The following is a 25859-nucleotide window of genomic DNA, read 5'->3' on the forward strand; positions in this document are numbered from 1 at the left end:
CCCGCATCATCATGAGCGGGCCAGAGGCCCGCGCTCCCGTTAAGGCCGCATCCAGTGACTGCTCGGTCCGCTGCCGCGCACCGGCGCCGCCAGCTCGACGAACTCACAGAGGATCTTCCGCGTGTCGCGCGGGTCGATGATCTCCTCGATCCAGAAGGTCTCGGCGCTGCGGAAGGGTGAGCGCAACTTGTTCAGGCGGTTCTCGATCTCGCCCATCTTGGCCTTGGGATCGTCCGCGGCAGCGATGTCGGCGCGGTACGCCGCCTCGATGCCGCCTTCCAGCGGCAATGAGCCCCAGCGGCCCGACGGCCAGGCGTAGCGCCAGTTGAGCCGCGCGCCGTTCTGGTGGGCCGCACCCGCCACGCCGAAGGCGTTGCGGATGATGAAGGTGCACCATGGGATCGTGGTCTGGAACATCGCCGACATGGCGCGCACGCCCTGCCGGATGACGCCGCTCTTCTCGGCCTCCAACCCGATCAGGAAGCCCGGGCAGTCGCAGAAATAGACGGCCGGCAGATGGAAGGTCTCCGCCATGTCGACGAAGCGCGCCACCTTCTGGCAGGTATCGGCCGTCCAGCCGCCGCCATAGAACATCGGGTCGGAGGCCATCACCGCCACCGGCCAGCCGTCGATGCGCGCGAAGCCGGTCACCACCGAGCGGCCATAGAGCTTGCCCATCTCGAAGAAGGAGCCCTTGTCGACGATCTTCTCGATGATCGGCCGGATGCGATAGACCTTGCGGATGTCGCGCGGGATGGCCTCGAACAGCGAGTCCTCGCGGCGCGCCGGATCGTCGGTCACCGGCCCGCGCGGCGGCGCCTCGTGGACCGAGGAGGGCAGGTAGGAGAGGAAGCGGCGGGCGGCGGCGAACGCCTCGTCCTCGCTGTCGACCGCCTCGTCGATCGCGCCGGCGCGCAGCTGGATCTCCCAGCCGCCCAGCTCCTGCTTGTCGTACTGCTTGGGGCTCAGCCTGTTCACCACCGGCGGCCCGGCGACGAACATCGCCGAGATCTCCTTCACCATCACCGAGTAGTGCGTGGCGGCAAGCCGCGCCGCGCCGAGGCCCGCGACCGAACCCAGGCCGAGCCCGACCGTCGGCACCTCGCCCATGTTGCGCACCACCCATTCCCAGCCCTTGACCCCGGGCACGTTGGCGCGGCCCGTGGTCTCGATGGTCTTGACCGAGCCGCCGCCGCCCGAGCCCTCGATCATGCGGATCAATGGCACGCGATACTGGTTGGCGTAGCGCTCGATGAAGATGTCCTTTTCCTTGATCGTGGCGTCGGCCGAGCCGCCGCGCACGGTGAAGTCGTCGCCGGTGACCGCGACGTGCCGGCCGTCGATCTTGCCGCGTCCCATCACGGCGTTGGCCGGCATCAGGTCGACCAGGTCGTTGCGGCCGTCATACTCGGCCTTGCCGGCGATGCTGCCGATCTCGCGGAAACTGTCCATGTCGACCAGCCGGTCGATGCGCTCGCGCACGGTGAGGCGTCCGCCATCGTGCTGGCGCTTGACCTTGTCGGCGCCGCCCATGCGCTTGGTCATTTCCTGACGGCGGCGCAGCTCGTCCATTTCCGGTTGCCAGGTCATCGCGAATCCTCGGGTGTTCGGTCGATTTCGTTCGTACCAACGCTGGCCGGCAGCGGCCACAGTGAAAGCGGCGTCGAAGCCGCCATCGGGCCGATGGACGAAACGGGAGGGACTACGCGAGCTGCTTCCTGAGGACCTCGACGATCCTCGTCCAATGGCTGACGCCGAGTTCGTTGGCGACGACTTTGCCGTCCAGCACGACCAGGAAGCGCGGGGTGCCGCTCTTGCGCGGCAGCTGGTCGAGGATCGGCTTCAGGTCACCGGGCCAGAAGCGCTCCTGGTACGCCTCCTTGAGCTTGGGCGGTTCCACTTCGATCCACGTGACCTGCCGGTATTCCGCTGAAGCCAGCCACTGGGCCTTGTACTTGTTCTTCCACGCCTTGCACGGCTGGCAGTCCGATCCGCCGATATAGATCACCTCGAGAGCGGATGCGGCCTGCGCCGGCAGTCGCATCGAGCCGACCAGCAATCCGGCAACGACAAAGGTCCGGCGGTTCATCACTTCCCTATACCCGAACGGGAAGGTCAAATCTCCAGGCCGGCGGCCCTCAGGCCCGCGGTCATCCTGGCTGCATCCTCGCTGTGCTCGAAGCGCGGCAGGTGCAGCGCCCGGTAGACCTCGACGAGCCGCTGGGCGCTGCCGAACGGCTGGGTGGCGGAGGTGAACGCCGCGTGCGCACCAGCCTTGTCGCCCTGCAGCCCCAGCACGTTGGCAAGCAGGACGAGGCTCCAGGCATAACCTGGATTGAGGGAGAGGGCGCGTCGCACGGCAGTCTCGGCCGCGTCGGTGCGGCCGCGCAGCAGTTCGGCGTTGGCGAGTGCGAACCAGCTGTAGTGGCCGGCCACCGGATCGTTGTGGCTGAGCTCTACGGCGTGCTTCGCGTGGCTCACCGCCGGTTCGGCCTGGCCGCGATAGACCAGCGCCAGGGCAAGCGTCGCCGCTGCCGGACCATGGGTCGGGTCGAGCTGGATGGCACGTTCGAGGGAGGGGATGGCGTCGCGCGCCCGACCGGTGAAGGCCAGCGCCGCGCCGAGCGCGCTGATCGTGTAGGTATGGTCGGGATCGAGCTCGACCGCGCGATGGCCGGCCGCCAGCGACTGGGCGTTCAACTCGGCGGGATCGCCATTGCCGCCGTTGGCGACCAGGGTCCGCACGGCGACCGACAGCAGGGCGTGGGCATTCGCATAGTCGGGCTTGCGGGCGATGACTTGCCGGGCGAGGTCGATCGCCTCCTGCAGTCCGCTGCGCCGCATCGAGTAGAAGGCGATCATGCCGCGCACGAACAGCGACCAGGTGTCGAGATGCTCGGGCGCTATGCCCTGGACGCGCGCCACCTCTGCCCGGTTCAGCCGCGGCTGCAGGGTGGAGATGATGGTGTTGGTGACTTCTTCCTGCACGGTGAGCAGTTGCTGCAACGGCCGGTCGAAGTTCTCCGCCCACAGATGCCGGCCCGTGTCGCGCTCGGACAGGCGGATCGTGACGCGCACGGTGTCGCGCAGCTTGCGCAGGCTGCCTTCCACGACGTAGCGGGTCGCAAGGTCGCGCTGCGCGCGGTCGAAGTCGGTCGCCGCGCCGACGCCATAGGCATAGGCGGCGCTGCGTCCCACCACGATGAAGACCTGCGACCGCGCCAGCGCCACGATGACCTCGTCGGTGAGGCCGGCGGCGACATGGTCGAACTGCTGGTCGTCGCTGAGATTGCGGAAGGGCAGGACGGCGATGGTGGGTCGCTCGACGTCGGCCGTCGGGCCGCTCGCAGGCGCTACGACCATCGTCAGCGCCTTCACCGGCGCCACGAAGCTGTAGCCGCTGCCGTGTCGGGTGACGATGAACTGCGGGCGGCGGGCATCGTCGTTGAGCTTCTGGCGCAGCCGGCTCACCAGCGTGTCGATGGCGCGGTCGTAGACGTCCTTGTTGGCTTCGCCGAGCGAGTCGAGCAGGAAGTCGCGGCTCAGCGTGCGGCCGGCGGCGCGCAGGAACACGGTGAGCAGCGCATTTCCTGGCGGGTCAACTCGACGGCACGACCGTCGGGCCCGCTCAGGCCGTCATGGTCGGGCGCAAAGCGCCAGCCGGCAAAGGACCAGCCGCGCCCGGTTTCATGGGACGCCAATCGATTTTCGCTCTGCACCGGCTACTCGCCCAAGCCCGTCACTCTCCCGGTGACTATCACGGCACAACTCGGACAGAACTTCACGACAAGAGTGCGCAAACCTCGACACGAATTTCTGTCTCCAGGAGTCGTGATGGTCGCATTCCGGATGAAAGCAGTGAGCGCACGATCAACATCCGCGATCTCGCGCCTGGCACATCGGTCGTGCTCAATGCGCGGCGAGGGACCTTCAAAGGCCCCTCGCGTCGCGAGCATGCTGTCAGTAATCCCAGAAGGCCGGTACCCAACGAAAGACGTCGCCGGCGGCCGCAACCCGGCCGAACGGGAACGACAGGTGAGCCGCCACCAGCGCCTCGCCGGTCGCCGCCGCGTCCCGCAAAAGGCGGACCCGGACGCGGGCCGCCTCCTCGGGGTCGTGTTCGAAGCCGTTGTGCCAGTCGGGGTGGTCGAACCCGACCGGGAACACGGCGTCGCCGAGGAACGTCAGCCGCTCACCGCCGGACGCCAGGCTCACTACGCTGTGTCCGGGGGTGTGGCCGCCGGTGCGACGGACGACCACCCCCGGCGCCACCTCATGCTCCGTCTCGAACGTCCGCAGCTGACTGCGATACTCGTTGACGAACCGTCCGGCGACAGACCGGAGCACGTTCGGTATCGGCGACGGCATGGAGGTGCGCGAGAAATCGGGCGATGCCCAGAACTCGACCTCGGCAGCCGCCACGTGGACCGGCACGTCCGGACGCAGTCGGTCTTTCAGCCCCTCGCGAGCAGCCCGCCAACGTGGTCCGTGTGCATGTGGGTAACGACCACGTCGGTCACTGATGCGGGATCGATGCCGGCGGCCTCGAGGCGCGGGGCCAGTTGCCCGGCCCGCGGGAAGCCCGGGTATTCCACTCCCACTCCGGCGTCGATGAGGATGGTCCGGCCGCCGCTACGCACCACGACCACGTTCAGTGGCCAGTCGAACGTTTCCCGCGGCGGAATCATGTCGTCAAGCCAAGTCGCCAGGGCGGCTGGGTTGGCGTTGGTGGCCATCGTCTTTGTCGGCAGCGGCAACACGCCATCGCTAATCACCAGCACGTCGATGTCGCCGATTCGCAGCGCATAGCGCGACGGAACCAATTCGCCGGGTCCCGGTCCACCGGGGTTTCAAGGCGATGTCCAAGCTCATGTTTGTCTCCTGCGCTAAATGGGCGAGCCCATGATCGCGCGCACACCGAACGGCCGATACCGTGCGGCGTGCTAGGTTCTGCTAGCCAAGCAGCAGGTAGACCTGCACTTCGAGATAGGTTTGTCGGCTCTCTGCCGCGGGCAAAGCACCGCCGAGGAGCGCAAGGCGGCGGAATGAGCGCGCCGACGCGTAGCGCGAGTCGCCGAATTTGCGGCGGAGGCTCTAGCGCCTCCAGGGCCTATTGATGAAGTCGGCAAATTGACCTTCGGCGAGCTGCTGGCCGGGCGGCGCGCACAGGATACCGCCCATGATCCAGTCATAGCCGCCGCGGCGGTCATCGCCAGTGCGACGGAAGCCGGCGCAGGATCGCGCTTCTTTGGTGTCCACGAACTTCGAGTAGTCCGCGCCGCCATAGCGTGCGACTGGTGTGAACTGGTTGGCCGACGACCCGTTCACGTACATCCATTTGAGAAATTCAGCCGTCGTCTCGCCGGTGGTGAGGTAGGAATAGGAATTCTCGGGCTCCCATAGGAAGATGTGGACGTAGCCCTCCCGCGTCGTTCCGAAAGCGGTCCATCGACGGAACGCCCCGACGTTCCCTTCGGTCGTGACGACATTGGTGACCTTGCATTTCAGACCGGGTCCAGCGGCGATGCGCGACTTGGCGCAATCAATATCGGTCCAGTTGTAGGTCGTTTGTGCCGACGCGGGGCCTGCGCAGACAAGGGCCACACCCAGGAAGGCCAGGATAGACGCGAGCCTCATTGGCGTCCCCATCGTCGCTCCCTCATCATCGCTCATCGCTCGTTGCGATCAGGATCTTGGAACGGAGACGGTGGAAAAAGGTTCCCGCGTCGCGACCGATCGTCAGTAGACGACGCCGTCGATCAGGTTCTCTTCATAGAGCCGCACCAGATCGATGCCGCCCGGCGGGCGGGCTGTCTGGAAGCCGGCGATGGCGCGCGCCAGCCGCGCCTCCTGGTCGCGCCGCAGTTCCTCGGCTTCCTCGACCGTCACCGGCGTGAAGCGGACTGTCTGCCCGGGCAGCAGGCGACCGAGCCGCGGCAGATCGACCGAGGCCACGGTCGCGATCTTGGAATAGCCGCCCACGGTCTGCCGGTCGCCTAAAAGCACGATCGGCAGGCCGGCGCCCGGCACCTGGATGGCGCCGGGGCCGATGCCGTCGGAGATGATGTCGGCGCCCTTGGAGTGCTCGATGGTCGGTCCCTCGAAGCGGATGCCCATGCGATCGGCTTCCTTGGAGACGCGATAGTCGGACTCGATGAAGGTGCGACGGCCCTTGTCGCTGAAATAGTCGTCCTGCGGTCCCCAGACGACACGCACCGGCCCACTGCCGTAGTCGAACGGCTGCGCCAGCTTCTTCTCGTCGCCCGGCGGCGCCTGCTCGCGGGCAAGCGGCAGCGCGTCGCCGGCCGCGAGCTTGCGGCCTTCGTAGCCGCCGATGCCGGCGCGCGCATAGGTCGACAGGCTGCCCATGAAAGCGGGCAGGGCGAAGCCGCCGGCGACCGCGAGGTAGGCGGTGCTCGATCCTTCGACCATGCCGACGCGCAGGACCTGGCCGCGCTTGAGAAGATGCGTGCGATCGGATTCCAGCGGCTTGGGCGGTGCATCGGGCTTTTCGATCAGCATCGGCGACAATGGGCCGACCAGCGCCACGCGCACGCTCTCGGCCTCGACCAGCAGGTCGGGACCCATGACGCCGATCTCCAGGCCCGCAGTGTCGGCGGGATTGCCGCACAAGGCGTTTGCCAGGCGCAGAGCAATGCGGTCCTGGGCGCCGGCGGTCGGCATACCGAGCGCCATGAAGCCGATTCGCCCCAGATCCTGCAGCGTGTCGAACAGGCCCGCGCGCGCGACTTTCAACTGGGCGATCATGCGCTCTTCACCAGCCTGGCCCAATCGAAGGTGCCGGCTTCGACGTCGCGGGCGATGCGGTCGTAGCTCTTGCGGTCGATGCGCTGGAAGGTGAGGGAGTCGCCGGGCGCCAGGAACACCGGTTGCTCGCGGCGCTGGTCGAACATCCAGAGCGGGGTGCGGCCGATCAGGTGCCAGCCGCCGGGGCTTTCGAACGGATAGATGGTCGTCATGTCCATGGCGATGGCGACCGTCGAACGCGGCACCCGCACGCGCGGCTGGGAGCGCCGCGGCAGGTAGAGCGACTTCTCCAGCCCGGCGATGTAGGCCAGCCCCGGCATGAAGCCCAGGACGTAGACCTTGAAGCGGGAGGCGAGATGGCTCGCGATCACCTCTTCCGGCTTCTTTTTGGTGCGTTCGGCGACCTCCTTGAGGTCGGGCGCGAATTCGGGGTCGTCGTAGCAGCAGGGGATGGTGACCTGCCGGCTCTTCATGTCGGTCGGCAGGCCGCGCGCGATCAGGCCCTCGATCTCGGGCTCGAGCTTGGCGCGCGACGTCGCCATCGGGTCATAGCAGACCATCAGCGCCCGCATGGACGGCACGGTCTCGACCACGCCGGCGAGCTCTCCGCCCTTTGTTGCCTGGCCAATGGCCGCGTGCAGGGCCATCACCCGGCCATTGATTTCAGGGGAGATCTCGTTGCCGAATTCGACAGAGAAGGCGGTGTCGCCGCAGGACAGGTACCGTACGCTCACATCTGCTAGGATATAGTGTCATCCCGAGCCTAGCGAGGGACCTTTCTTTCAGGCCTCCAAGGAGTTTTCTCATGGCTGCGACCAACGCCGGTTTCGTCAACATCAACTCCGACCTGGGCGAGAGCTTCGGCCCGTGGGTGATGGGCAACGACGCCGAGGTGCTGAAGATCGTGAAGTCGGCCAACGTCGCCTGCGGATTCCATGCCAGCGACCCCGTGGTGATGGTCGACACCGTGAAGCTCTGCAAGGACAACGGCGTGTCGATCGGCGCCCATCCCGGCTTTGCCGACCTTCAGGGCTTCGGCCGGCGCGTGATCAACCTCACGATCAAGGAGCTCGAGGCCAACATCGCCTACCAGATCGGCGCATTGCAGGCGATCGCGGCGCTGCACGGCGCCAAGGTCACGCACATGAAGCCGCACGGGATGATGGCCAACATGTCGGCCGAGAGCGCGGAGATGTGCGACGCGATCTGCCGCGCCACAAAGGCGGCCGACCGCGACCTGATCTTCCTCGCCCAGGCCAATACCGAGCAGGGCAAGTCGGCGCGCAAGCATGGCCTGCGCGTCGCCGAGGAGGTGTTCGCCGACCGCACCTACGGCGACAACGGCCTACTGACGCCGCGCAAGGAGCCCAATTCGATGATCAAGGATGCCGCCCAGGCGGTCGCGCATGTCCGTCGCATGGTCGACGAGCAGGCAATCTACTCGACCTCGGGCAAGCGCATCCCCTGCCAGGTCGATTCGATCTGCGTGCACGGCGACGGGCCGACCGCAGTCACGGTGTCGACGGCGGTGCGCCAAGGCCTCGAGGCCGCGGGTATTCGCATTGTGCCCCTGACCGAGATGCCGAATCTGAAGCATTGATCTCTCGAACGTGAGGGCCGTCATGCCCTCGTCATCTCGCCTTGCCATGGCTTTTCCGCGAAAGGCTTGCCATGGCACGACTGTCTCAGCCCCGTATTGACCAGCGCCCGCCGCTGCCGCTGCGCAGCGAGGGTTTACGGCCCAATCCCTATGATCTCGCGATCTTCATCATGGTCGCGGCGGCGTTCGTCGTGCTGGCCCATGGCGCGCGCGAGATGGCGGCGCCGGTCGGCCAGCTCGCCATCCACCCGATCACGCTCGATCCCGCCAACCTGCCCGAGTACGCGCTGCGCACGGTACTGCGCATGTTCGCGGCCATCGCCGCCTCGCTGGTCTTCACCTTCGTGGTCGCCACCCTTGCCGCCAAGAGCCGGCGCGCCGAGCTGGTGATCATCCCGGCGCTGGACATCCTGCAGTCGGTGCCCGTCCTGGGCTTCCTCACCTTCACCGTCGTCTATTTCCTCAACCTCTTCCCCGGCAGCCAGCTCGGCGCGGAGTGCGCCGCGATCTTCGCCATCTTCACCGCCCAGGCCTGGAACATGGCCTTCAGCTTCTACCAGTCGCTGCGCACACTGCCGCCCGACCTCGACGAGGCGGCGCGCCACTTCCGCCTGTCGCCCTGGCTGCGCTTCTGGCGGCTCGAGGCGCCGTTCGCCGCGCCCGGTCTGATCTGGAACACCATGATGTCGATGTCGGGCAGCTGGTTCTTCATCGTCGCCTCCGAGGCCATCACCGTCGGCAACACCACGGTCAAGCTACCGGGCATCGGCTCGTGGCTGGCGCTCGCCATCGACCAGAAGGACGTGCCCGCCGTGCTGATGGCCGTCGGCACCATGGCGCTGGTCATCCTGGCCTACGACCAGCTGCTGTTCCGCCCCATCGTGGCGTGGGCCGACAAGTTCCGCTTCGAGCAGACCGCGGCGCAGCGCCGGCCGCGCTCCTGGGTCTACGACATCTGGCGGCACACCCGCCTGATGCGCCGGCTCGCGACACTGCTCGGCGCGCTCGCCGGCCAGCTGTCTGCGCTGATGCCGCGCCGCGTCCTGCCCCGGACCATCGCCGCGCCACCTCCCGCCGTCGGCCGCGTCATCGACTGGCTGTGGCTCGCGCTCGTGCTCGCCGCTTGCGCTTGGGCGCTGTGGCGCATCGTGCAGTTCGTCGACGTCTCGCTGGGCTGGCGCGACGTCGGCCAGGCGGTCGAGCTCGGCCTGCTGACCTTGCTGCGCGTCGTCGTGCTGATCTTCCTCGCCAGCCTCGTCTGGGTCCCCATCGGCGTGTGGATCGGCTTGCGGCCCGGCATCGCCACGCGCGTGCAGCCGATCGCGCAGTTCCTTGCCGCCTTCCCGGCCAACGTGCTCTTCCCCATCGCCGTCGTGGCGATCGTGCACTGGAAGCTCGATCCCAATGTCTGGCTCAGCCCGCTGATGGTGCTGGGCACACAGTGGTACATCCTGTTCAACGTCATCGCCGGCGCCAGCGCCTTCCCGACCGACCTGCGCGAGGCCGCGTCGCTGTTCCGCCTGCGCAATTGGCAATGGTGGCGCCAGGTCATCCTGCCCGGGATCCTGCCCTATTACGTCACCGGCGCGCTGACCGCGACCGGCGGCTCGTGGAACGCCAGCATCGTGGCCGAGGTCGCGAGCTGGGGCGACACGACGCTGCAGGCCGCGGGGCTGGGCGCCTACATTGCCGACGCGACGGCCAAGGGCGACTACGCGCGCGTCGTGCTGGGCATCGCCGTGATGTCGGTGATGGTCACCGCCTGCAATCGGTTGGTCTGGCGGCCGCTCTATCGCCTGGCCGAACGCCGCTTCCGCCTCACCTGAGGAGATCCGACATGAACGCCCCTCCGCAGACGCGTCCGCTGGTCGAGGTCGACCAGGTGCGCCAGCGCTATCCCAAGGGCAGCGGCGAGAACCTGCTGGTGCTGGATGGCGTCAGCCTGCATCTCGCCGACAAGGAAATCGTCTCGCTGCTCGGCCGCTCGGGCTGCGGCAAGTCCTCGTTGCTGCGCATCATCGCCGGCCTGATGCCGGCGAGCGAGGGCCGCGTCATGCTCGACGGCCATCCGGTGGCGGGTCCGGCCGCCGAGGTGGCGATGGTGTTCCAGACCTTCGCGCTCTTCCCCTGGCTCACCGTGCAGGAGAACGTCGAGATCGGGCTCGAGGCGCAGGGCGTGGCGCCGGCCGAGCGCCGCCGCCGCGCGCTCGAGGCGATCGACCTGATCGGCCTCGACGGCTACGAAAGCGCCTACCCCAAGGAGCTGTCGGGCGGCATGCGCCAGCGCGTCGGTCTCGCCCGCGCGCTGGTCGTGCATCCCAAGTTGCTGCTGATGGACGAGCCGTTCTCGGCCCTCGACGTGCTCACCGCCGAGACCCTGCGCACCGACCTGCTCGACCTGTGGCATGAGGGGCGCATGCCGATCTCCTCGATCCTGCTGGTGACGCACAACATCGAGGAGGCGGTGCTGATGTCGGACCGCATCGTCGTGCTGGCCGCCAATCCCGGCCGGATCGCCGCCGAGATCACGGTCAGCCTGCCGCAGCCGCGCAACCGCCTCGATCCGCCGTTCCGTCAGCTGGTTGACGACATCTATGCGCTGATGACCCAGCGCCCCGCCGACCGGCACGCAGCCGGCCTGCACGGCAGCGGCATCTCCCTGCTGCTGCCGCGCGTCTCCACCAATTTGCTGGCGGGCCTGATGGAGGCGATCGCGGCCGATCCCTATCGCGGCCGCGCCGACCTGCCCGAGCTCGCGGCCACCCTGCAGATGGAGATCGACGATCTCTTCCCGGTGGCCGAGACGCTGCACCTGCTGCGCTTCGCCGAGCTCGCCGAGGGCGACATCCGCCTCACCGATCCCGGCCGTCGCTTCGTCGATCTCGGCCCCGACGAGCGCAAGCACCTGTTCGCCCAGCACCTGATGGCCCACGTGCCGCTCGCCAACCATATCCGCCGCGTGCTCGACGAGCGCGGCAACCACCGCGCGCCGGCCAGCCGCTTCCGCGACGAGCTCGAGGACCACATGTCCGAGCAGTTCGCCGACCAGACCCTGCGCGCGGTGACGGCGTGGGGCCGCTACGCCGAGTCCTTCGCCTACGACGAGGCGACGGGCGTCTTCAGCCTCGACAATCCGGGCTGACTTTTCCGTCATGACGGTCACCTGAATGTGACCGCTGGTTGAACTGCCCGACACCGCTACGTCGTTCATAGTCCCCGGGCCGTTCGCAGAGACGGAAACCAGGGAGAAACATCCATGCACAGGCTCATGATCGCGGCCGCCGTTGCGGCCAGCTTTGTCGCGTCACCGCTTTTCGCCCAGGCGCCGCCGCCACCGCCGGTCTACGGCGTACCCATCACCTTCGATGCCGCCAAGAAGGCGCTGGCCGCTGCCGAGGCGGAGGCCAAGAAGAACAACTGGCCGGTCGCCATCGCCATCGTCGACAGCTCGGGCAACCTCGCTGCCTTCTCCAAGATGGACAACACACAGCATGCAAGCGTCGACGTCGCCATCGGCAAGGCGGTGACGGCCAACAATTTCAAGCGGCCGACCAAGGCCCTGCAAGACGCCATCGCCCAGGGCGGCGCCAACCTGCGTCTGCTCGCCGTCAAGGGTGCTACCCCGCTTGAAGGCGGCGTGCCGATCGTGGTCGATGGCAAGATCATCGGCGCCATCGGTGCTTCCGGCGTGATGGCCAACCAGGACGCCGAGGTCGCCATGGCCGGGGCCGCGGCCGCCAAATAAGGCATGGGGCGCGCAAGTAGGGCATAGCGCCGCCTTGTCGGCCGGCCCTCCACCGCTATAGTCCGCCCGACTCGTTCGGGCGGACATTTATCTGATGAAGCAGCGTATTTTCGGCTGGATTTCGGCTCTCTTCGGTATCGTGCTGGCGCTGGCGGCGATCGAGCTCGCAGCCATTGCCTGGCTGTTCATCGAGGACGGCCGCTATACGCCAGCGGCGCAGCTCTTCGAGCGCACCCAGAACACCTATCTGCGCGACGCCACCAAGGGCACGACGTGCCGCTATGTCGACACGCTCTATCCGCATCCCTATGTCGGCTTCGTGCACCACGCCAACCCGCCGTGTGGCCAGCCGTGGGTCAACAATATCGGCCTGTACGGCCCCGACTATCCGACCGTGCGCAATCCCGAGCGCTACACCGTCATCCTGAGCGGCGGCTCGGTCGCCTCGCAGCTCGCCCAGAACGCCGCGCCGCCGGCGCCGCGCTATCTCGAGGAAGAGCTCAACAAGAAATACGTCAGCCCCAACGGCAAGCCGTGGCTGGTGCTGAACGGCGGCGACGGCGCCTGGAAGGAGCCGCAGCCTTTCATCCTGTTCGCCCTGTACGCGAGCTCGGTCGACGCCGTGGTCAATCTCGGCGGCTTCAACGAGCATTATTTCTTCTGGCCCGGCGCCGAGGAGCGGCTGGAGCGGCCGCTCAGCAACTTCATCGAGGTCAATCCCTTCGTTGCCGACGAGAATTTCGGCGACGCCGCCATCGGCTGGGTCATGGGGCGGCTGGCGGGCTCGCTCGCGGCGATGCCGGTGCTGGGTCACAGCCACGCGGCCTACCTGGTGGTGCGCGGCATCGAGCAGGCGGCCAAGGGCCAGGACATCTTCAAGTCGAACAAGAAGACGACGCTGAACAGCATCTTCCACATGCCCGAGGAGATCCGCCGCGACGCCGACCGCGAGTTCGCCGTCCAGCTCGGCCTCTACCAGAAGTACCTGCGCGCCACCGAGGTGCTGGCGCGCGAGTACAATCTCAAATCGGCGTTCTTCATCCAGCCCGCGCCGGCCTACGGCAAGACCCTGACCGACGACGAGAAGCGCCTCGTCGGCGATCTCTCCTACCGCGACATCTATCGCAAGATGGTGGCTGGTCTGCTGACCTTGCGCGAGCGCGGGCTCGCGATCTACGACCTGGGCGACATCTTCGCCAACGAGAAGGGCACGATCTACGCCGACCACATCCACTACTGGCGCGACGACAAGGCCGAGAGCCCCGGCAACCGCCTGATGGCTGCCCGCATCGCCGCCCAGCTCGCCGAGACGTGGGGGCTGCAGAAGAAGCAGTGAGTCGGTGCGGGCGTTTCGTCGCCGTCAATCACTGAGCCAAGCGGGCTTCGCACTCGACTTTATTTGCGCCCAGCGAGGCGATGTAGTTGCCTTGACGCATGCAGCCGTCGCGCCATGTGCCCGCAAAGGTGCGCCCGTCAATGAGTTGCATCGTGCCGCGGCCGTTAGGACGGTCGTTGCGCCATTCGCCTTTGTACCAGTCGCCGTTCGAAAAACGCATGATGCCGGTGCCGTGGAATTCGCCATCGACGAGCTCGCCTTCGTACGAAATGGGAGAATTGTCGATTCCGCGCGTCGTCTTCCCGCCGTTTCCTCCGTTGCGGTTGGTTAACGTGTAAACGCCGCGACCCGTGCGCTTGCCGTCCCTAAATTCGCCCTCGTAGCGATCGCCGTTTGCCCAAGTGTAAACGCCGCGAGCAGTGAGCTTGTCGTCTCTGAATTCGCCCTCGTAACGATCTCCGTCCGCCCAAGTGTAAATGCCGCGTCCAGCGATTCTGTCATCACGCCATTCCCCTTCGTAGCGGTTGCCGTTCGGCCAAGTCGCCGTGGCGCGGCCATGCAAGTTGTCATCACGCCACTCGCCATCGTACTGGCCTCCTCCCGAGGTGGTTAAGACGCCGCGACCGTTTCTTTGACCGTTACGCCACTCTCCCTCATAGCGGTGCCCATTGGAGTAGATATAGACGCCGTGACCATGTTGGCTGTTGTCGAGCCATTGGCCCTCGTAGCGACTGCCGCTCGGCCAAATGTACACGCCGAAGCCGCTGAGCTTACCGGAATGCATGTTGCCTTCGTAGCGACCGGCGGATTTGCCCTCCAGAAACCATTGCTGCACCCCCATTCCCTCGGCAAATCCGTCGACGCAGGCGCCGGACCAGGTGACCGTTACCCCATCCTTGGGGTTTGCGTTCCACAGCTTACATCCCGTGGCCTTGGCTTGGATCCAGCCCGGTGGCTCTCCCGGATACTCTAGCGTCTGTGCGAAAGCCGGCGCTGCAGCGAGAAAGCAAGCAACCAACAGCAGTAGGCGAACCATGTGCGTCTCCTCGACGTCCCGGGCGTCGAAAGGGAGACGCAACTCATCGAGGATCTGTTACACAAAGGTGCTGAAGGACTAGGCGGGACGTTCCGGTCATCAACCAAGCGGGGTACATGGGAAGGCATGCGTACTGTCGTCAAGAAGTGGGGCAATAGCGCCGCCATTCGAATTCCTTCGAATGTTCTCAAGGCCGCGAAGATCGAGATCGACGATGTGGTCGATATTCGAGAGGAGCAGGGGCGCGTCATCGTCCGGCCGTTGCGACCGAATTCCTATGATCTTGCCCATCTGGTAGAAGGGATTACACCCGACAACCTCCACGATGAGGTGGACTTCGGAAGCCGAAGGCGCAATTTCTTCACGTCCGACCGATAGGCCAGCTGCGCGACCTGCGCTTTGATGTCGGCAGATGCCAGTCTGCTGGCACTGCTAAGGTCGTGCCACAGTCGCAGAACCTGCCGAGGCACGCCTCAAGGCGCGGGCGGTGCTCGGCGCCTGACCGAACCGCCGCGGTGGCGCTCCGTCGTGATGGACATAGTAACATCGTCCTGATCGACGAAGCTGGGGAGGTGTCGGCGTCCTCCGTCCGCTTTGCGGACATCTCCCAACGCGGAGCTGGGGAGGAAGACGCGCTAGTTCCTCGTGCCGGCCGAACTATCGAGCACCTTGAAGGCCTCCTCGAGTTGCAGCGAGATCGGCACGCGCAGCCGCTCGCCGGTCGGCAGGCGTGACATGAACCACTTGTTGTAGAGCGGCACCAGGTCGCCGTTGGTGGCGAGCTTGCGGAAGGTGCGCTCGACCACGGCGGAAAGCGGCGGCTCGCCCTTGCGGAACATGATGCCGTACGGGTCGTAGCTCAGGTAGTCGCCGACCACCTTGAACCTGTCCTGCGCCTTGTGGCGGGCGATCAGGCCATAGAGCAGGATGTCGTCAGTGGCGAAAGCCTGTGCCTTGCCCTCGGCCAGTATCTGGTAGGACTGCTCATGGTCGTCGGCCGTCACGATGGTGAGGCCGAGCGCGAACTTCTTGTCGGCCGCCGCGATCGCCTGTTTGTTGGTCGTGCCCTTGGTCACCACCACCGTCTTGCCTTTGAGATCGGTGATGCCCGAGACCGGCGCCGCCTTCGGCACCATCAGCTTGGTGCCGGCGACGAAGATCAGCGGCGAGAACGCGACCTGCCGGGCGCGCTCGGCGTTGGCCGTGGTCGAGCCGCATTCGAGGTCGATCTTGCTCTCCAGCACGGCCGGGATGCGGCTCTCCGACGTCACCTTGACGTACTCGATCTTGAGCGCGTCATCGTCGACCGCGGTGCCGATCTCCTCGACGATCGCCTCGCACAGCTCGAGGCTGTAGCCGATCGGCCGGTTGGACTGGTCGAGGAACGAGAAGGGCGGCGAGGCCTCGCGATAGCCCAGCCGCACGGTGTGCGTGCGCTTGATGTTGGCAAGCGTGGGGCTCAGGCCAACATCCTGCGCGGCTGCCGGGTCCATCGCGAGGGCCGGCAGGAACGCCAGCGCGGCCAGCAGCCGCGCCGCCGTCGCTATCCCTTGGGCCATCCCGTGCATCACGCCCGCACCGGATCGCCCGGCACCTGGTCGGGCGGCACCGTGTCGTCGGGCGTCATCTCGTGCTCGGGACGGAGCTCGCCCTCCCATTTGGCGACGACCGCGGTGGCCAGCGAATTGCCGATCACGTTGGTGGCGCTGCGGCCCATGTCGAGGAAGGTGTCGATGCCCATGATCATCAGCAGCCCGGCCTCGGGGATGTTGAACTGGGCGAGCGTGGCCGCGATCACCACCAGTGAGGCGCGCGGCACGCCGGCCACGCCCTTGGAGGTGATCATCAGCGTCGCCAGCATGGCGAGCTGCGTGCCGAGCGACATCTCGATGTGATAGGTCTGGGCGATGAAGATGCTGGCGAAGGTGCAGTACATCATCGTGCCGTCGAGGTTGAAGGAGTAGCCGAGCGGCAGCACGAAGCTCGAGATGCGGCTGGAGGCGCCGAAGCGGTTCAGGCCCTCCAGCGTCTTGGGGTAGGCCGCTTCCGAGCTCGCGGTCGAGAAGGCGATCATCAGCGGCTCGCGAATCAGGCGCAGCAGGCGCATGTAGCGCGGCCCAATCGCGATGAAGCCGACGGCGATCAGGATGGCCCACAGGATCAGCAGCGACAGGTAGAAGCCGCCCATGAACAGGATCAGCTTCCACAGCACGCCCAGCCCGTTCTTGGCGACGGTGGCCGTGATGGCCGCCCACACCGCGAGTGGCGCGAACAGCATCACGTAGCCGGTGATCTTGAGCATGATGTGGGCGAGGTCCTCGATCAGCGCCAGCATCGGCTTGGCGCGCTCGGGCATGGCGCCCAGCGCCACGGCGAAGAACACGGCGAACACCACGATCTGCAGGATCTCGTTCTGCGCCATGGCGTCGGCGATCGAGGTCGGGATCAGGTGGGTGAGGAACTTCTCGATCGAGAAGGCCGAGACCGGCAGGCCGGTCGATTGGCCCTTGTCCGGCAGCGTGCCCGGGAAGTTGGCGCCCGGCTGCAGCAGGTTGACCATGACGAGGCCAAGCAGCAGCGAGACGAACGAGGCGCTGACGAACCAGCCCATGGTCTTGGCGAAGATGCGGCCGAGCCGCGAGCCGGTGCCCATGTGGGCGATGCCGCCGACCAGCGTGGCGAAGACCAGCGGCGCGATGATCATCTTGATCAGGCGCAGGAACAGGAGCGCGATCAGGTTGACGCTGTAGGCGATGTCGGCCCGGCTGTCGGGCATGTACTCGTAGACCACGGTACCCATGACGATGCCGAGGCCCATGGCGACCAGAATGTATTGTGTGAAACGATTGGACATACGATGTGCTCCCCCACGCTGGACTGAGACTCGCTCGTTCACTCTAGATCACAACTGACAGCGATGTGCAGCGTGCACGATTGATGCCGTCTCTCGCGATGCTCGGCGATGACACATCGTGTGAAGTTCCTCCGATGTCCGATTTGACTTTACTGCTGGCATCCAGGTCCGCTCATGGCTGGCACGAGCGTGGCTTCAAGGTGCGTCGACTCGAGGATAGGTTCTCGTTGCCGTCGCTGTCTTGACCAGGCCACGGTGAAACGGCGCGGAAACGATACGCCGGCCGTCGACGGTTGCGTGCTATTTGTCTGTCGTCAGCAGGTGTGGCGCCGGGCGAGCTGGGTCGCCGAAGCGCTGCGCTAATAATGGTGTTGGATCACTATCGCGGAGGCGAAGGCTTTGCCGGTATTGATAGCGCTCGGATCAGCCATTCTGTTCGGGTTGTCCACGCCGGTGGCGAAGCTGCTGCTGGGCGAGACCGATCCCTGGATGCTCGCGGGCCTCCTGTACGGTGGCGCCGGCGTCGGCTTGTTGATCGTCTATCTTTTCGCCCGACGGAGTGAAGCGAGGCTGGCGAGCGGTGAGCTGCGATTCCTTGCCGGGGCGGTAGCCGCGGGCGGCGTCGTTGGCCCGGTGCTGCTGCTGTTCGGGCTGACGCGCGTTTCTGCATCCACGGCGTCGCTGTTGCTCACGCTGGAAGGCGTGCTGACCGCCCTGCTGGCCTGGTTCGTCTTCAAGGAGAACTTCGACCGGCGCATAGCCGTGGGAATGACGAGCATCGTTGCGGGCGTCGTGGTGCTGAACTGGCAACCCGGCGTGACCGTCTCCGATCTGCTCGGACCGGCGGCGATTGTAGCTGCCTGTCTCGCCTGGGCGATTGACAACAACCTGACGCGCAAGGTGTCGCTTTCTGATCCGGTGCAGATCGCCATGATCAAGGGCCTGGTCGCAGGGCCGGTCAACCTGGCCATCGGACTGCTCGCCGGGGCCGCCTTGCCCGGAGCAAGCACCATCGCCGCGGCGGCGTTGACGGGCTTTCTCGGTTACGGAGTGAGTCTGGTGCTCTTCGTTCTCGCCCTGCGCCATCTCGGCACGGCGCGGACCGGCGCTTATTTCTCCGTGGCGCCCTTCCTCGGCGCATTGGCTGCGGTGCCGTTGCTGGGCGATGTCGTGACAGTGCAGCTGATCGCGGCGGGCGCCCTGATGGCCATCGGTGTCTGGCTGCATGTCACCGAACGGCACGAGCACACACACGAACACGAGGAGCTGGAGCACGAGCATCGCCACATGCACGACGAACACCACGATCACGTCCACGACGGGCGGGTCGACCCGCACCGGCCGCATAGCCACCGTCATCGGCACAGGCGCTTGAGGCATTCGCATCCGCACGCGCCCGACAGCCATCATCGGCATTCGCACTGATCGAAAAGTTGTTCTAACTGGCTCGACCTTGCCTGCCAGCATTGGAGGGCGATGACCGTCCATACTGGCACAGGTCGCGCACTTCGGAATCCGCTCTCCACATCGCCGCTGCAACCTTTACGCGTGAAAGTCGAAACGGATTTGATCCGGCGCCGACTCTCCCGGTAAATGGCGGGGCCAAGAACACAACCATCTTCTCTTCGACTGCGGAGCGCGCGCATGACCGAGGCGAGTGTTGGCGGTGCGGCGACACCGCGGCTTGCGATCACGGACAGGGGCGTAGGCGGGCAGGCGTTGGAGCGTCTGCGCGAGAGTACCTACGACCTCGTCGACGTTGTGCCCTCGGTGGCGTCGGGGAACGCACCTCACCACCGGGCTGCTCGTCGATACCCGCTTCAGCGCAGCACGCTTCGATCGCACGCCACGGCATGTCGCGCGCAGCGGGCTGGATCATTACCAAGTCTCGATGTTTCTCGACGGCGAGACCGAGTTCACCGCCGGCCGCCGCGTCGCGAGGATGCGCCCGGGAGACATTGTCCTGATCGACGTGGCCCAGGCCAACCGCACCGTCATGGCCGCAGGCGCGAGCGGCGTGGTCCATGCCATGTCCCTCTCCCGCGATTCGCGGGCTGGGCGCCTCGTCGGCGAGCGGCTCCGCTCGCTGCGGCGCGATGGGGCTCTGCTTGGCATTGCGGCTGCCGCTGCCGCGGTCAACGGCGTGGCCGGCCTCGTGGCCGAAGCGGTCGGTCCTGCGGCGGCGGCCGAGCTCGCTGTCTCTCGCGCCACGCGCTCCGCCGTGCAACCACACCCTCAATCTTGGCCTGCGCCTACGCTGGTGACGCCCGATCGCGACCGTTTACGCGCTTGCCAGCGGTGCAGGGCGATGAAGGTCCAGACGCCCTCCACGAGTCCGAACGGCCACGCGCCCTGGAGGAAGCCGTAGATCGACGCAAGGGCGCAAGAAGCGGCAAAGCCCAGGATGAACCAGTGGCTGCGATCCTCGAACGCGTAGCAGGCCACCATGGTGGTCACGGAGAACAGGCCGAAGGCGGTTAGGGCATCCATGCTTGTCAGATCGCGCAGGTCCGGAAGCCGGCGAACACGTCGCTGCGGTCGGGGGTGAAGAAGTTGCGGTAGGCCGGCCGGGCGATGCGCGCGCCGGTCGCCCAGCAACCGCCGCGCAGCACCTTGCGCGTGCCGAACCACGGCTGCGAGTAGTCCTTGTAGGGATCGGCATCGAAGCCTGCAAACGGCAGGAAGTCGGACGCCGTCCATTCCCAGACATTGCCGATCATCTGGCGGCAGCCAAAGGCGCTGTCGCCCTCGGCGAGGGCTGCGACATCGACCGTCCCGTCGAAGGCGAAGTCGAGATTGGCGCGCGCTGGTGTCGGCGGCTCGTCGCCCCACGGCCAGCGACGACGCTGGTCAGCGAGACGGGCGCCGTCGGCACTCGGCAGGCCGATTGCGGCGGCTTCCCATTCGACCTCGCTCGGCAATCGGCGCTTGGCCCAGCGGCACCAGGCGTCGGCCTCGAACCAGTTCACGAACACGACAGGTGCATGCGGCGCCAGCTCCTCGAGAGCGCGATAGCGGCGCACCGTCCAGGCGCCATCGCGCTTGCCCTGCCAGTAGACGGGCTGCTCGGCGCCATGCTGTTCGCGCCATGTCCAGCCGGCATCGCTCCAGAATTCGCGCGTCCGATAGCCGCCCGCTTCGATGAAGGCGGCGAACTCGGCGTTGGTCACCGGCGCACGGGCGATGCGGAACGGCGTCAGCATCGCTTCATGCGCCCATTTCTCGTTGTCGAAGATGAAGCCGTCGTCTGCGGTCGAGCCGAGCCGCCAGCGACCGCCTGGCACGGCGACATCACCCGGCAGGGCGCCGGCGCGCGGCCGGCCGGCCATGCCGAGGTCGCTGGGCGGCGCGTAGCTCAGCGTCTGGCGCATGTAGGTCAGTGCCTCGACATGCATGTCCTCGTGGCGGATAGCGAGGTCGTAGTAGTAGCGCTCCTCCTCGTCGATGCCGCCGGCCAGCACGTCTTCCTGGCGCGCCAGCACGTCGGCCATGTAGCGCCAAGTGCCGTCGCGGTCGGGAAGGTCGAGATGCCAGCGCGTGGCGTGCGCCACCGCGCTCGAATCCCACAGCCGGTCGCAGCGCTCAATCAAGGGTGCGCGGCCCGCGGCATGGCGCAAGGTCCAGTATTCGTGGAACCAGGCGACGTGGCCGACCTCCCACAGCACGGGATTGACGATGCCGAGGTACGGTCCCATCAATTCCTGAGATGACAGATCTTCCGTCAAGCGCTCGGTGCGATGACGGGCCTCGCGCAGTTGCGCCAAGAGTTCGCCGGCGGACGATCCGCTGGTCGGGCGACGGTCTTGCGTGGCCTGGTCCATGAAGATCGTCCTTATCACACCGTCCGGTCCGACGGCACATACCGGCAATCGCGTGGCTGCTTCGCGATGGGCGGGGATCCTGCGGCAGCTCGGCCATCGTGTACGCGTCGCCAATGACTATGACGGCGGCGCCGCCGACTTGATGGTGGCGGTGCATGCCTGGCGCAGCGCCGACGCGATCGAGCGCTTCAAGGCGGCCTTTCCGACGCGACCCGTGATCCTGCAGCTGAGCGGCACCGACATCTATGAATACCTCAACAGCGATCCCGGGCCGACATTGCGGTCGATGGAGCAGGCGGACCGGCTCGTCGCCTTGAACGATCTCGCCTGGAAGGCGGTGCCCAAATCGCTTCGCGCGCGCCTCTGTGTGATCCATCAATCGGCGCCACCTTTGGCACTGCCGCACCGGCCGAGCCGCCGGGCTGTCGTGGTCTCAGTGATCGGTCATCTACGTGACGTGAAGGATCCCCTGCGAGCCGCGGAAGCGGCGCGTCTTCTGCCGGCCATGAGCCGCATCCGCATTGAGCAGGTCGGCCGCGCCTATACGATGGAATGGGCCGAGCGGGCCCGCGCCGAGATGGCCATCAATCCACGCTACCAGTGGCGCGGCGACGTTCCGCCCGCCGCCGTGCGCCGGTTGCTGGCGCGCAGCCACGCCATGGTCATCTCCTCGCTGAGCGAAGGCGGCGCCAACGTGGTGTCCGAAGCGATCATGGCCGGCGTGCCCGTGTTGGCATCGCGGGTGGACGGCAACGTCGGGCTGCTCGGTGCCGACTATGCCGGCTACTTCCCGGTGGGCGATACCAACGCACTTGCCCGCCTGCTCCAGCGGCTCGAGCGCGATCCGAGCTTGGTCACGACGATGCGCAAGGCGTTGGCGCGGCTCAAGCCATTGTTCCGTCCGGCGCGCGAGAAGGCAGCCTTGCGCCGCCTCCTGGCGGATCTTCGGCGATCTGTTTGACAGCATTGCAAGCAGTCGTCGGCTTTGGAGCCGCCTGGCCTACCAGCCGTAGTGGACAGGGACCCGCCCCATGCTCGCGCACAACTACTGCCTGCTCGGCGCCACCAACGAACACCTTGGTGTCTTCTTCGACGTCACCTCGCGCACCATCGATAACTGGATCGCCCAGCATCCCGCGTTCGCTGCGGCGGTGGGCGAGGGAAGGGCCATCGCGGATGCCGGGGTGGCGCGTGGCCTCTATCAGTGTGCCGTGGGCCATGAGCACAAGGTCGAGCGTACCGTCTAGCACCTCGGCAAGGAGCGCCCGGTCAGCGACACGCTCTACTATCCGCCCGATATCCGCGCCTGCATCTTCTGGCTGCGCAATCGCCAGCCCCGCCTGTGGAATGGCCGGGCCAGGGGGCCGGAGGACGACTCGGACGACTGGGCCGCCGCCCTCGATGCGGCTGGCGAACAGGCCGGGCGGACAGGTTCCTGATGGTTTCCGGACGGCAACCATCGGTAGCCCAAGAGTCACCGAATTGTGCGCCGATTTCTGTTGATTCAGGGACTTAGTGGGGTTTCACTTCGCGAGACGCGACATAAAAAAGTCATGGCTGGGAGAGGCCGGACGAAAAAGCGTCGTAAGGGATGGAGACCAACATGGCCGTCACACGTCGGCAATTCATGAAGGTGAGTGCTGCCAGCCTCGCCGCTTCCTCGGTTGGCGCCTTGGGATTCGTCGGCGCGGGCGATGTGCTCGCGGCCGGGGTCAGGCCCTTCAAGCTCGAGCGCGCGACCGAGACGCGCAATGCCTGCCCCTATTGCGCCGTCGCGTGCGGCGTCCTGATCTACTCGCTGGGTGACAAGTCCAAGAACGCCAAGTCCTCGATCATCCATGTCGAGGGCGACCCCGACCATCCGGTCAATCGCGGCACGCTCTGCGCCCGCGGTGCGGCCTCGCTGGGCTATATCCACAGCGCCAATCGCCTCAAGTACCCGATGCACCGCAAGCCGGGCTCGGACAAGTTCGAGCGGGTGAGCTGGGATTTCGCGCTCGACCGCATCGTCAAGCTGATGAAGGAAGACCGCGACAAGAACTTCATCGCCAAGAACCGCGATGGCGTCACGGTCAATCGCTGGCTGAGCACGGGCTTCTTCGGCGGCTCCTCGCTCAGCAACGAGGCGGGATACCTCACCTACAAATTCGTGCGTGCGACCGGGATACTAGGGTTCGAAGACCAAGCACGAATTTGACACGGTCCGACCGTGGCCAGTCTTGGCCCGACCTTCGGACGCGGTGCGATGACGAACTCGTGGAACGACATCAAGAACACTGATCTCGTTCTGATCATGGGCGGCAATGCCGCCGAGGCCCACCCCTGCGGCTTCAAGTGGGTGACCGAAGCCAAGGCCAACAACGGCGCCAAGCTGATCGTGGTCGATCCGCGCTTCACCCGCTCGGCCGCGGTGGCCGATGTGTACGCCCCGATCCGGCCCGGTACCGACATCGCGTTCCTGTCGGGCGTGATGCGCTACCTGCTGGGCAACAACAAGATCCACCAGGAGTACGTCAAGGCGTACACCAATGCCTCCTACATCGTGAAGGACGGCTTCGCCTTCAACGACGGCCTGTTCACCGGCTTCGATGCCAACCGCAAGGTCTATACCGACCGCTCGAGCTGGGACTACGAGCTGGACGACCAGGGCATGGCCAAGGTCGACGAGACGCTGCAGGACCCGCGCTGCGCCATCAACCTCCTGAAGACCCATGTCGAGCGCTACACGCCCGAGATGGTCGAGCGCATCTGCGGCACGCCCAAGGCCAAGTTCCTGCAGATCTGCGAGATGATCGCCACGACGTCGGTGCCCGACCGCACCATGACGTCGATGTATGCTCTGGGCTGGACCCAGCACACGACGGGCGCGCAGAACATCCGCTCGATGGCCATGATCCAGCTCCTGCTGGGCAACATGGGCATGCCGGGCGGCGGTGTGAACGCGTTGCGCGGCCATTCCAACGTGCAGGGTATCACCGACCTGGCGCTGCTCTCGACGTCGACGCCGGGCTATCTCGTGCTGCCGACCGACCGCGAGACGACCTACATCGACTACATGAAGTCGCGCGCCTTCAAGCCGTTGCGGCCGGGCCAGACCAGCTTCTGGCAGAATTACGAGAAGTTCTTCGTCAGCCAGCAGAAGAGCTTCTTCGGCGCGGCGGCGACCAAGGACAACGACTGGGCCTACGACTACCTGCCCAAGTTCGACACGACCTACGACGTGTTGAAGATGGTCGACATGATGGCGGCGGGCCAGATGAACGGCCTGTTCTGCCAGGGCCTCAACATCATGTTGGCCTCGCCCGACAAGAACAAGGTCGTGACCGGCCTCACCAAGCTCAAGTGGATGGTCGTGATCGATCCGCTCGAGACCGAGACCGCGCGCTTCTGGGAGAACCACGGCGAGTTCAACAACGTCGACACCAAGTCGATCCAGACCGAGGTCATCCAGCTGCCGGCGTCGGCCTATGCCGAGGAGGAGGGCAGCGCCACCAACTCCAGCCGCGTGATCATGTGGCACTGGAAGGCGGCCGATGGCCCGGGCGAGTCCAAGAGCGACATGGAGATCGTCTCGGAGCTGCATCTCAGGCTGCGCGCGCTCTACGCCAAGGACGGCGGCGCCTTCCCCGATCCGATCGTGAAGACGACGTGGAACTATACGCGGCCACATAATCCCGATCCGCAGGAAGTGCTGAAGGAGATCAACGGCTACGCCCTGGAAGACCTGCCCGATCCGGCCGATCCCAACCGGATCATGCTGCGCGCCGGTCAGCTGCTGCCGAACTTCGGCGTCATGCGGGCCGACGGCAAGACGGCGGGCGGCATGTGGATCTACACCGGCGTCTTCACCGAGGCCGGCAACATGTCGATGCGCCGCGATGCAGCCGACCCGACCGGGCTCGGCATCCATCCCAACTGGGGCTTCTCGTGGCCGGCCAACCGCCGCATCCTCTACAACCGCGCCTCGGCCGATCCTGACGGCAAGCCGTGGAGCGAGAAGAAGAAATACATCTGGTGGAGCGGCAGCCGCTGGACCGGCGGCGACGTGCCCGACTACGCACCGACCATCGCGCCCGACAAGGCGGTCGGCCCGTTCATCATGAACCAGGAGGGCACCGCCCGGCTGTTCGCCCGCGCGGCCATGCCCGACGGGCCGTTCCCCGAGCACTACGAGCCGATGGACGCCTACATCGCCAACCCGCTGCACCCCAAGGTCAGCACCAACCCGGTCGTGCGGGTGTTCGCAGCCGATGCCAAGTCGTTCGGCACGCCCGACAAGTTCCCGATCGTGGCGACCAGCTACCGGCTGGCCGAGCACTTCCACTACTGGACCAAGAACGTCCACGACAACGCCGTGCTGCAGCCCGAGCTGTTCGTCGAGATGGGCGAGCGGCTGGCCAAGGCCAAGGGCATCCAGAACGGCGACTGGGTGGAGGTTTCCAGCCAGCGCGGCGCGATCAAGGCCAAAGCCTGCGTCACCAAACGCATCCGGCCGATCATGGTCGACGGCAAGCCGTGCGACGTCGTCGGCCTGCCGATCCACTACGGCTTCGTCGGATTCGCCCGCAAGGCGCATCCGATGAACGTGCTCACGCCCTCGGTCGGCGACGCCTCGGTCAATACGCCCGAGTACAAGGCGTTCCTGGTCGACGTGAAGAAAACCACGCCACCGGCTCAGCCGGCGGTCGCATAGGCGGAG

22 protein-coding genes and 1 pseudogene are annotated in these 25859 nt (G+C 66.3%); 10 read left to right on the top strand and 13 right to left on the bottom strand.

The features are described 5' to 3' along the window. Positions 1-39 precede the first annotated feature (39 nt). The 7 genes and pseudogenes from RSO01_RS24370 to pxpB all read right to left on the bottom strand — a co-directional run bounded on the left by RSO01_RS24370 (position 40) and on the right by pxpB (position 7502). Positions 40-1590, bottom strand: a complete 1551-nt coding sequence (locus tag RSO01_RS24370; protein WP_147152285.1) for an acyl-CoA carboxylase subunit beta — start codon at positions 1588-1590, stop codon at positions 40-42. Between the two features lie 112 nt (positions 1591-1702). After that, positions 1703-2089: a hypothetical protein gene (locus tag RSO01_RS24375; RefSeq protein ID WP_147152287.1), complete on the bottom strand. Its 387-nt coding sequence runs from the start codon at positions 2087-2089 to the stop codon at positions 1703-1705. Positions 2090-2115: 26 nt separating this feature from the next. Further along, a complete protein-coding gene (locus RSO01_RS24380) occupies positions 2116-3573 on the bottom strand; it encodes a winged helix-turn-helix domain-containing protein (RefSeq protein WP_147152289.1) in 1458 nt (485 codons plus the stop codon). A gap of 387 nt (positions 3574-3960) precedes the next feature. Further along, positions 3961-4872: pseudogene (locus RSO01_RS24385) on the bottom strand (MBL fold metallo-hydrolase). Between the two features lie 222 nt (positions 4873-5094). Continuing rightward, positions 5095-5673: a hypothetical protein gene (locus tag RSO01_RS24390; protein WP_147152291.1), complete on the bottom strand. Its 579-nt coding sequence runs from the start codon at positions 5671-5673 to the stop codon at positions 5095-5097. Positions 5674-5739: 66 nt separating this feature from the next. Next, positions 5740-6768, bottom strand: coding sequence for a 5-oxoprolinase subunit C family protein (locus tag RSO01_RS24395; RefSeq protein ID WP_147152293.1), 1029 nt, complete (start codon positions 6766-6768; stop codon positions 5740-5742). After that, positions 6765-7502 carry a 5-oxoprolinase subunit PxpB gene (gene pxpB / locus RSO01_RS24400; RefSeq protein ID WP_170303324.1) on the bottom strand — a complete coding sequence of 246 codons (738 nt, stop codon included), beginning with the start codon at positions 7500-7502 and terminating at the stop codon, positions 6765-6767. Before pxpB ends, RSO01_RS24395 begins: the two co-directional genes overlap by 4 nt. 71 nt (positions 7503-7573) lie before the next feature. Between pxpB and RSO01_RS24405 the strand changes: the two genes are divergently transcribed. The 5 genes from RSO01_RS24405 to RSO01_RS24425 all read left to right on the top strand — a co-directional run bounded on the left by RSO01_RS24405 (position 7574) and on the right by RSO01_RS24425 (position 13449). Then, positions 7574-8368 (top strand): LamB/YcsF family protein, encoded by a 795-nt coding sequence (locus tag RSO01_RS24405; RefSeq protein WP_147152297.1) that lies wholly within the window; start codon positions 7574-7576, stop codon positions 8366-8368. 71 nt (positions 8369-8439) lie between these two features. Next, entirely contained in the window at positions 8440-10194 is a 1755-nt protein-coding gene (locus RSO01_RS24410; RefSeq protein ID WP_147152299.1) for an ABC transporter permease, read from the top strand. Between the two features lie 11 nt (positions 10195-10205). After that, entirely contained in the window at positions 10206-11510 is a 1305-nt protein-coding gene (locus RSO01_RS24415; protein WP_147152301.1) for an ABC transporter ATP-binding protein, read from the top strand. A gap of 114 nt (positions 11511-11624) precedes the next feature. Beyond that, the gene (locus RSO01_RS24420) at positions 11625-12113 is read left to right on the top strand and encodes a GlcG/HbpS family heme-binding protein (RefSeq protein ID WP_147152303.1); all 489 of its coding nucleotides are present in this window, start codon (positions 11625-11627) and stop codon (positions 12111-12113) included. A gap of 94 nt (positions 12114-12207) precedes the next feature. Next, entirely contained in the window at positions 12208-13449 is a 1242-nt protein-coding gene (locus tag RSO01_RS24425) for a hypothetical protein (RefSeq protein ID WP_147152305.1), read from the top strand. Between the two features lie 28 nt (positions 13450-13477). Here the strand turns inward: RSO01_RS24425 and RSO01_RS24430 are convergent, their stop codons facing one another. Next, entirely contained in the window at positions 13478-14485 is a 1008-nt protein-coding gene (locus RSO01_RS24430; protein ID WP_147152307.1) for an MORN repeat-containing protein, read from the bottom strand. On the opposite strand from RSO01_RS24430, the gene RSO01_RS24435 reads away from it, so the two are divergent. Further along, positions 14486-14863, top strand: a complete 378-nt coding sequence (locus RSO01_RS24435) for an AbrB/MazE/SpoVT family DNA-binding domain-containing protein (RefSeq protein WP_246158744.1) — start codon at positions 14486-14488, stop codon at positions 14861-14863. A 257-nt stretch (positions 14864-15120) separates the two neighbouring features. Here RSO01_RS24435 and RSO01_RS24440 read toward each other — a convergent pair whose 3' ends face one another. Both RSO01_RS24440 and RSO01_RS24445 read right to left on the bottom strand, forming a co-directional pair. Continuing rightward, a complete protein-coding gene (locus tag RSO01_RS24440) occupies positions 15121-15978 on the bottom strand; it encodes an amino acid ABC transporter substrate-binding protein (RefSeq protein WP_246158750.1) in 858 nt (285 codons plus the stop codon). A 74-nt stretch (positions 15979-16052) separates the two neighbouring features. Then, on the bottom strand, positions 16053-17339 hold the full coding sequence (locus tag RSO01_RS24445; protein WP_147152311.1) for a dicarboxylate/amino acid:cation symporter: 1287 nt from the start codon (positions 17337-17339) through the stop codon (positions 16053-16055). A 399-nt stretch (positions 17340-17738) separates the two neighbouring features. Between RSO01_RS24445 and RSO01_RS24450 the strand changes: the two genes are divergently transcribed. Continuing rightward, on the top strand, positions 17739-18764 hold the full coding sequence (locus RSO01_RS24450) for a DMT family transporter (RefSeq protein ID WP_281291501.1): 1026 nt from the start codon (positions 17739-17741) through the stop codon (positions 18762-18764). Between the two features lie 453 nt (positions 18765-19217). Here the strand turns inward: RSO01_RS24450 and RSO01_RS47520 are convergent, their stop codons facing one another. From RSO01_RS47520 to senA, 3 genes are all read right to left on the bottom strand, one after another. Further along, entirely contained in the window at positions 19218-19370 is a 153-nt protein-coding gene (locus RSO01_RS47520) for a hypothetical protein (RefSeq protein WP_170303323.1), read from the bottom strand. A 204-nt stretch (positions 19371-19574) separates the two neighbouring features. Then, a complete protein-coding gene (locus tag RSO01_RS24460) occupies positions 19575-19829 on the bottom strand; it encodes a hypothetical protein (protein WP_147152315.1) in 255 nt (84 codons plus the stop codon). A gap of 5 nt (positions 19830-19834) precedes the next feature. After that, on the bottom strand, positions 19835-21160 hold the full coding sequence (senA, locus tag RSO01_RS24465) for a selenoneine synthase SenA (RefSeq protein WP_147152317.1): 1326 nt from the start codon (positions 21158-21160) through the stop codon (positions 19835-19837). Between senA and senB the strand changes: the two genes are divergently transcribed. The 3 genes from senB (at position 21159) to fdnG (ending at position 25853) form a co-directional block, all read left to right on the top strand. Next, on the top strand, positions 21159-22121 hold the full coding sequence (gene senB / locus RSO01_RS24470; RefSeq protein WP_147152319.1) for a selenoneine biosynthesis selenosugar synthase SenB: 963 nt from the start codon (positions 21159-21161) through the stop codon (positions 22119-22121). The two genes, senA and senB, sit on opposite strands and share 2 nt — an antisense overlap. Before the next feature lie 70 nt (positions 22122-22191). Then, a complete protein-coding gene (locus RSO01_RS24475; RefSeq protein WP_147152321.1) occupies positions 22192-22407 on the top strand; it encodes a hypothetical protein in 216 nt (71 codons plus the stop codon). Positions 22408-22763: 356 nt separating this feature from the next. Further along, positions 22764-25853: a formate dehydrogenase-N subunit alpha gene (gene fdnG, locus RSO01_RS24480; protein WP_147152323.1), complete on the top strand. Its 3090-nt coding sequence runs from the start codon at positions 22764-22766 to the stop codon at positions 25851-25853. The last annotated feature ends 6 nt before the right edge of the window (positions 25854-25859 follow it).

The sequence above is a fragment of the Reyranella soli genome, from assembly GCF_007992495.1.
Lineage (GTDB): Bacteria > Pseudomonadota > Alphaproteobacteria > Reyranellales > Reyranellaceae > Reyranella > Reyranella soli.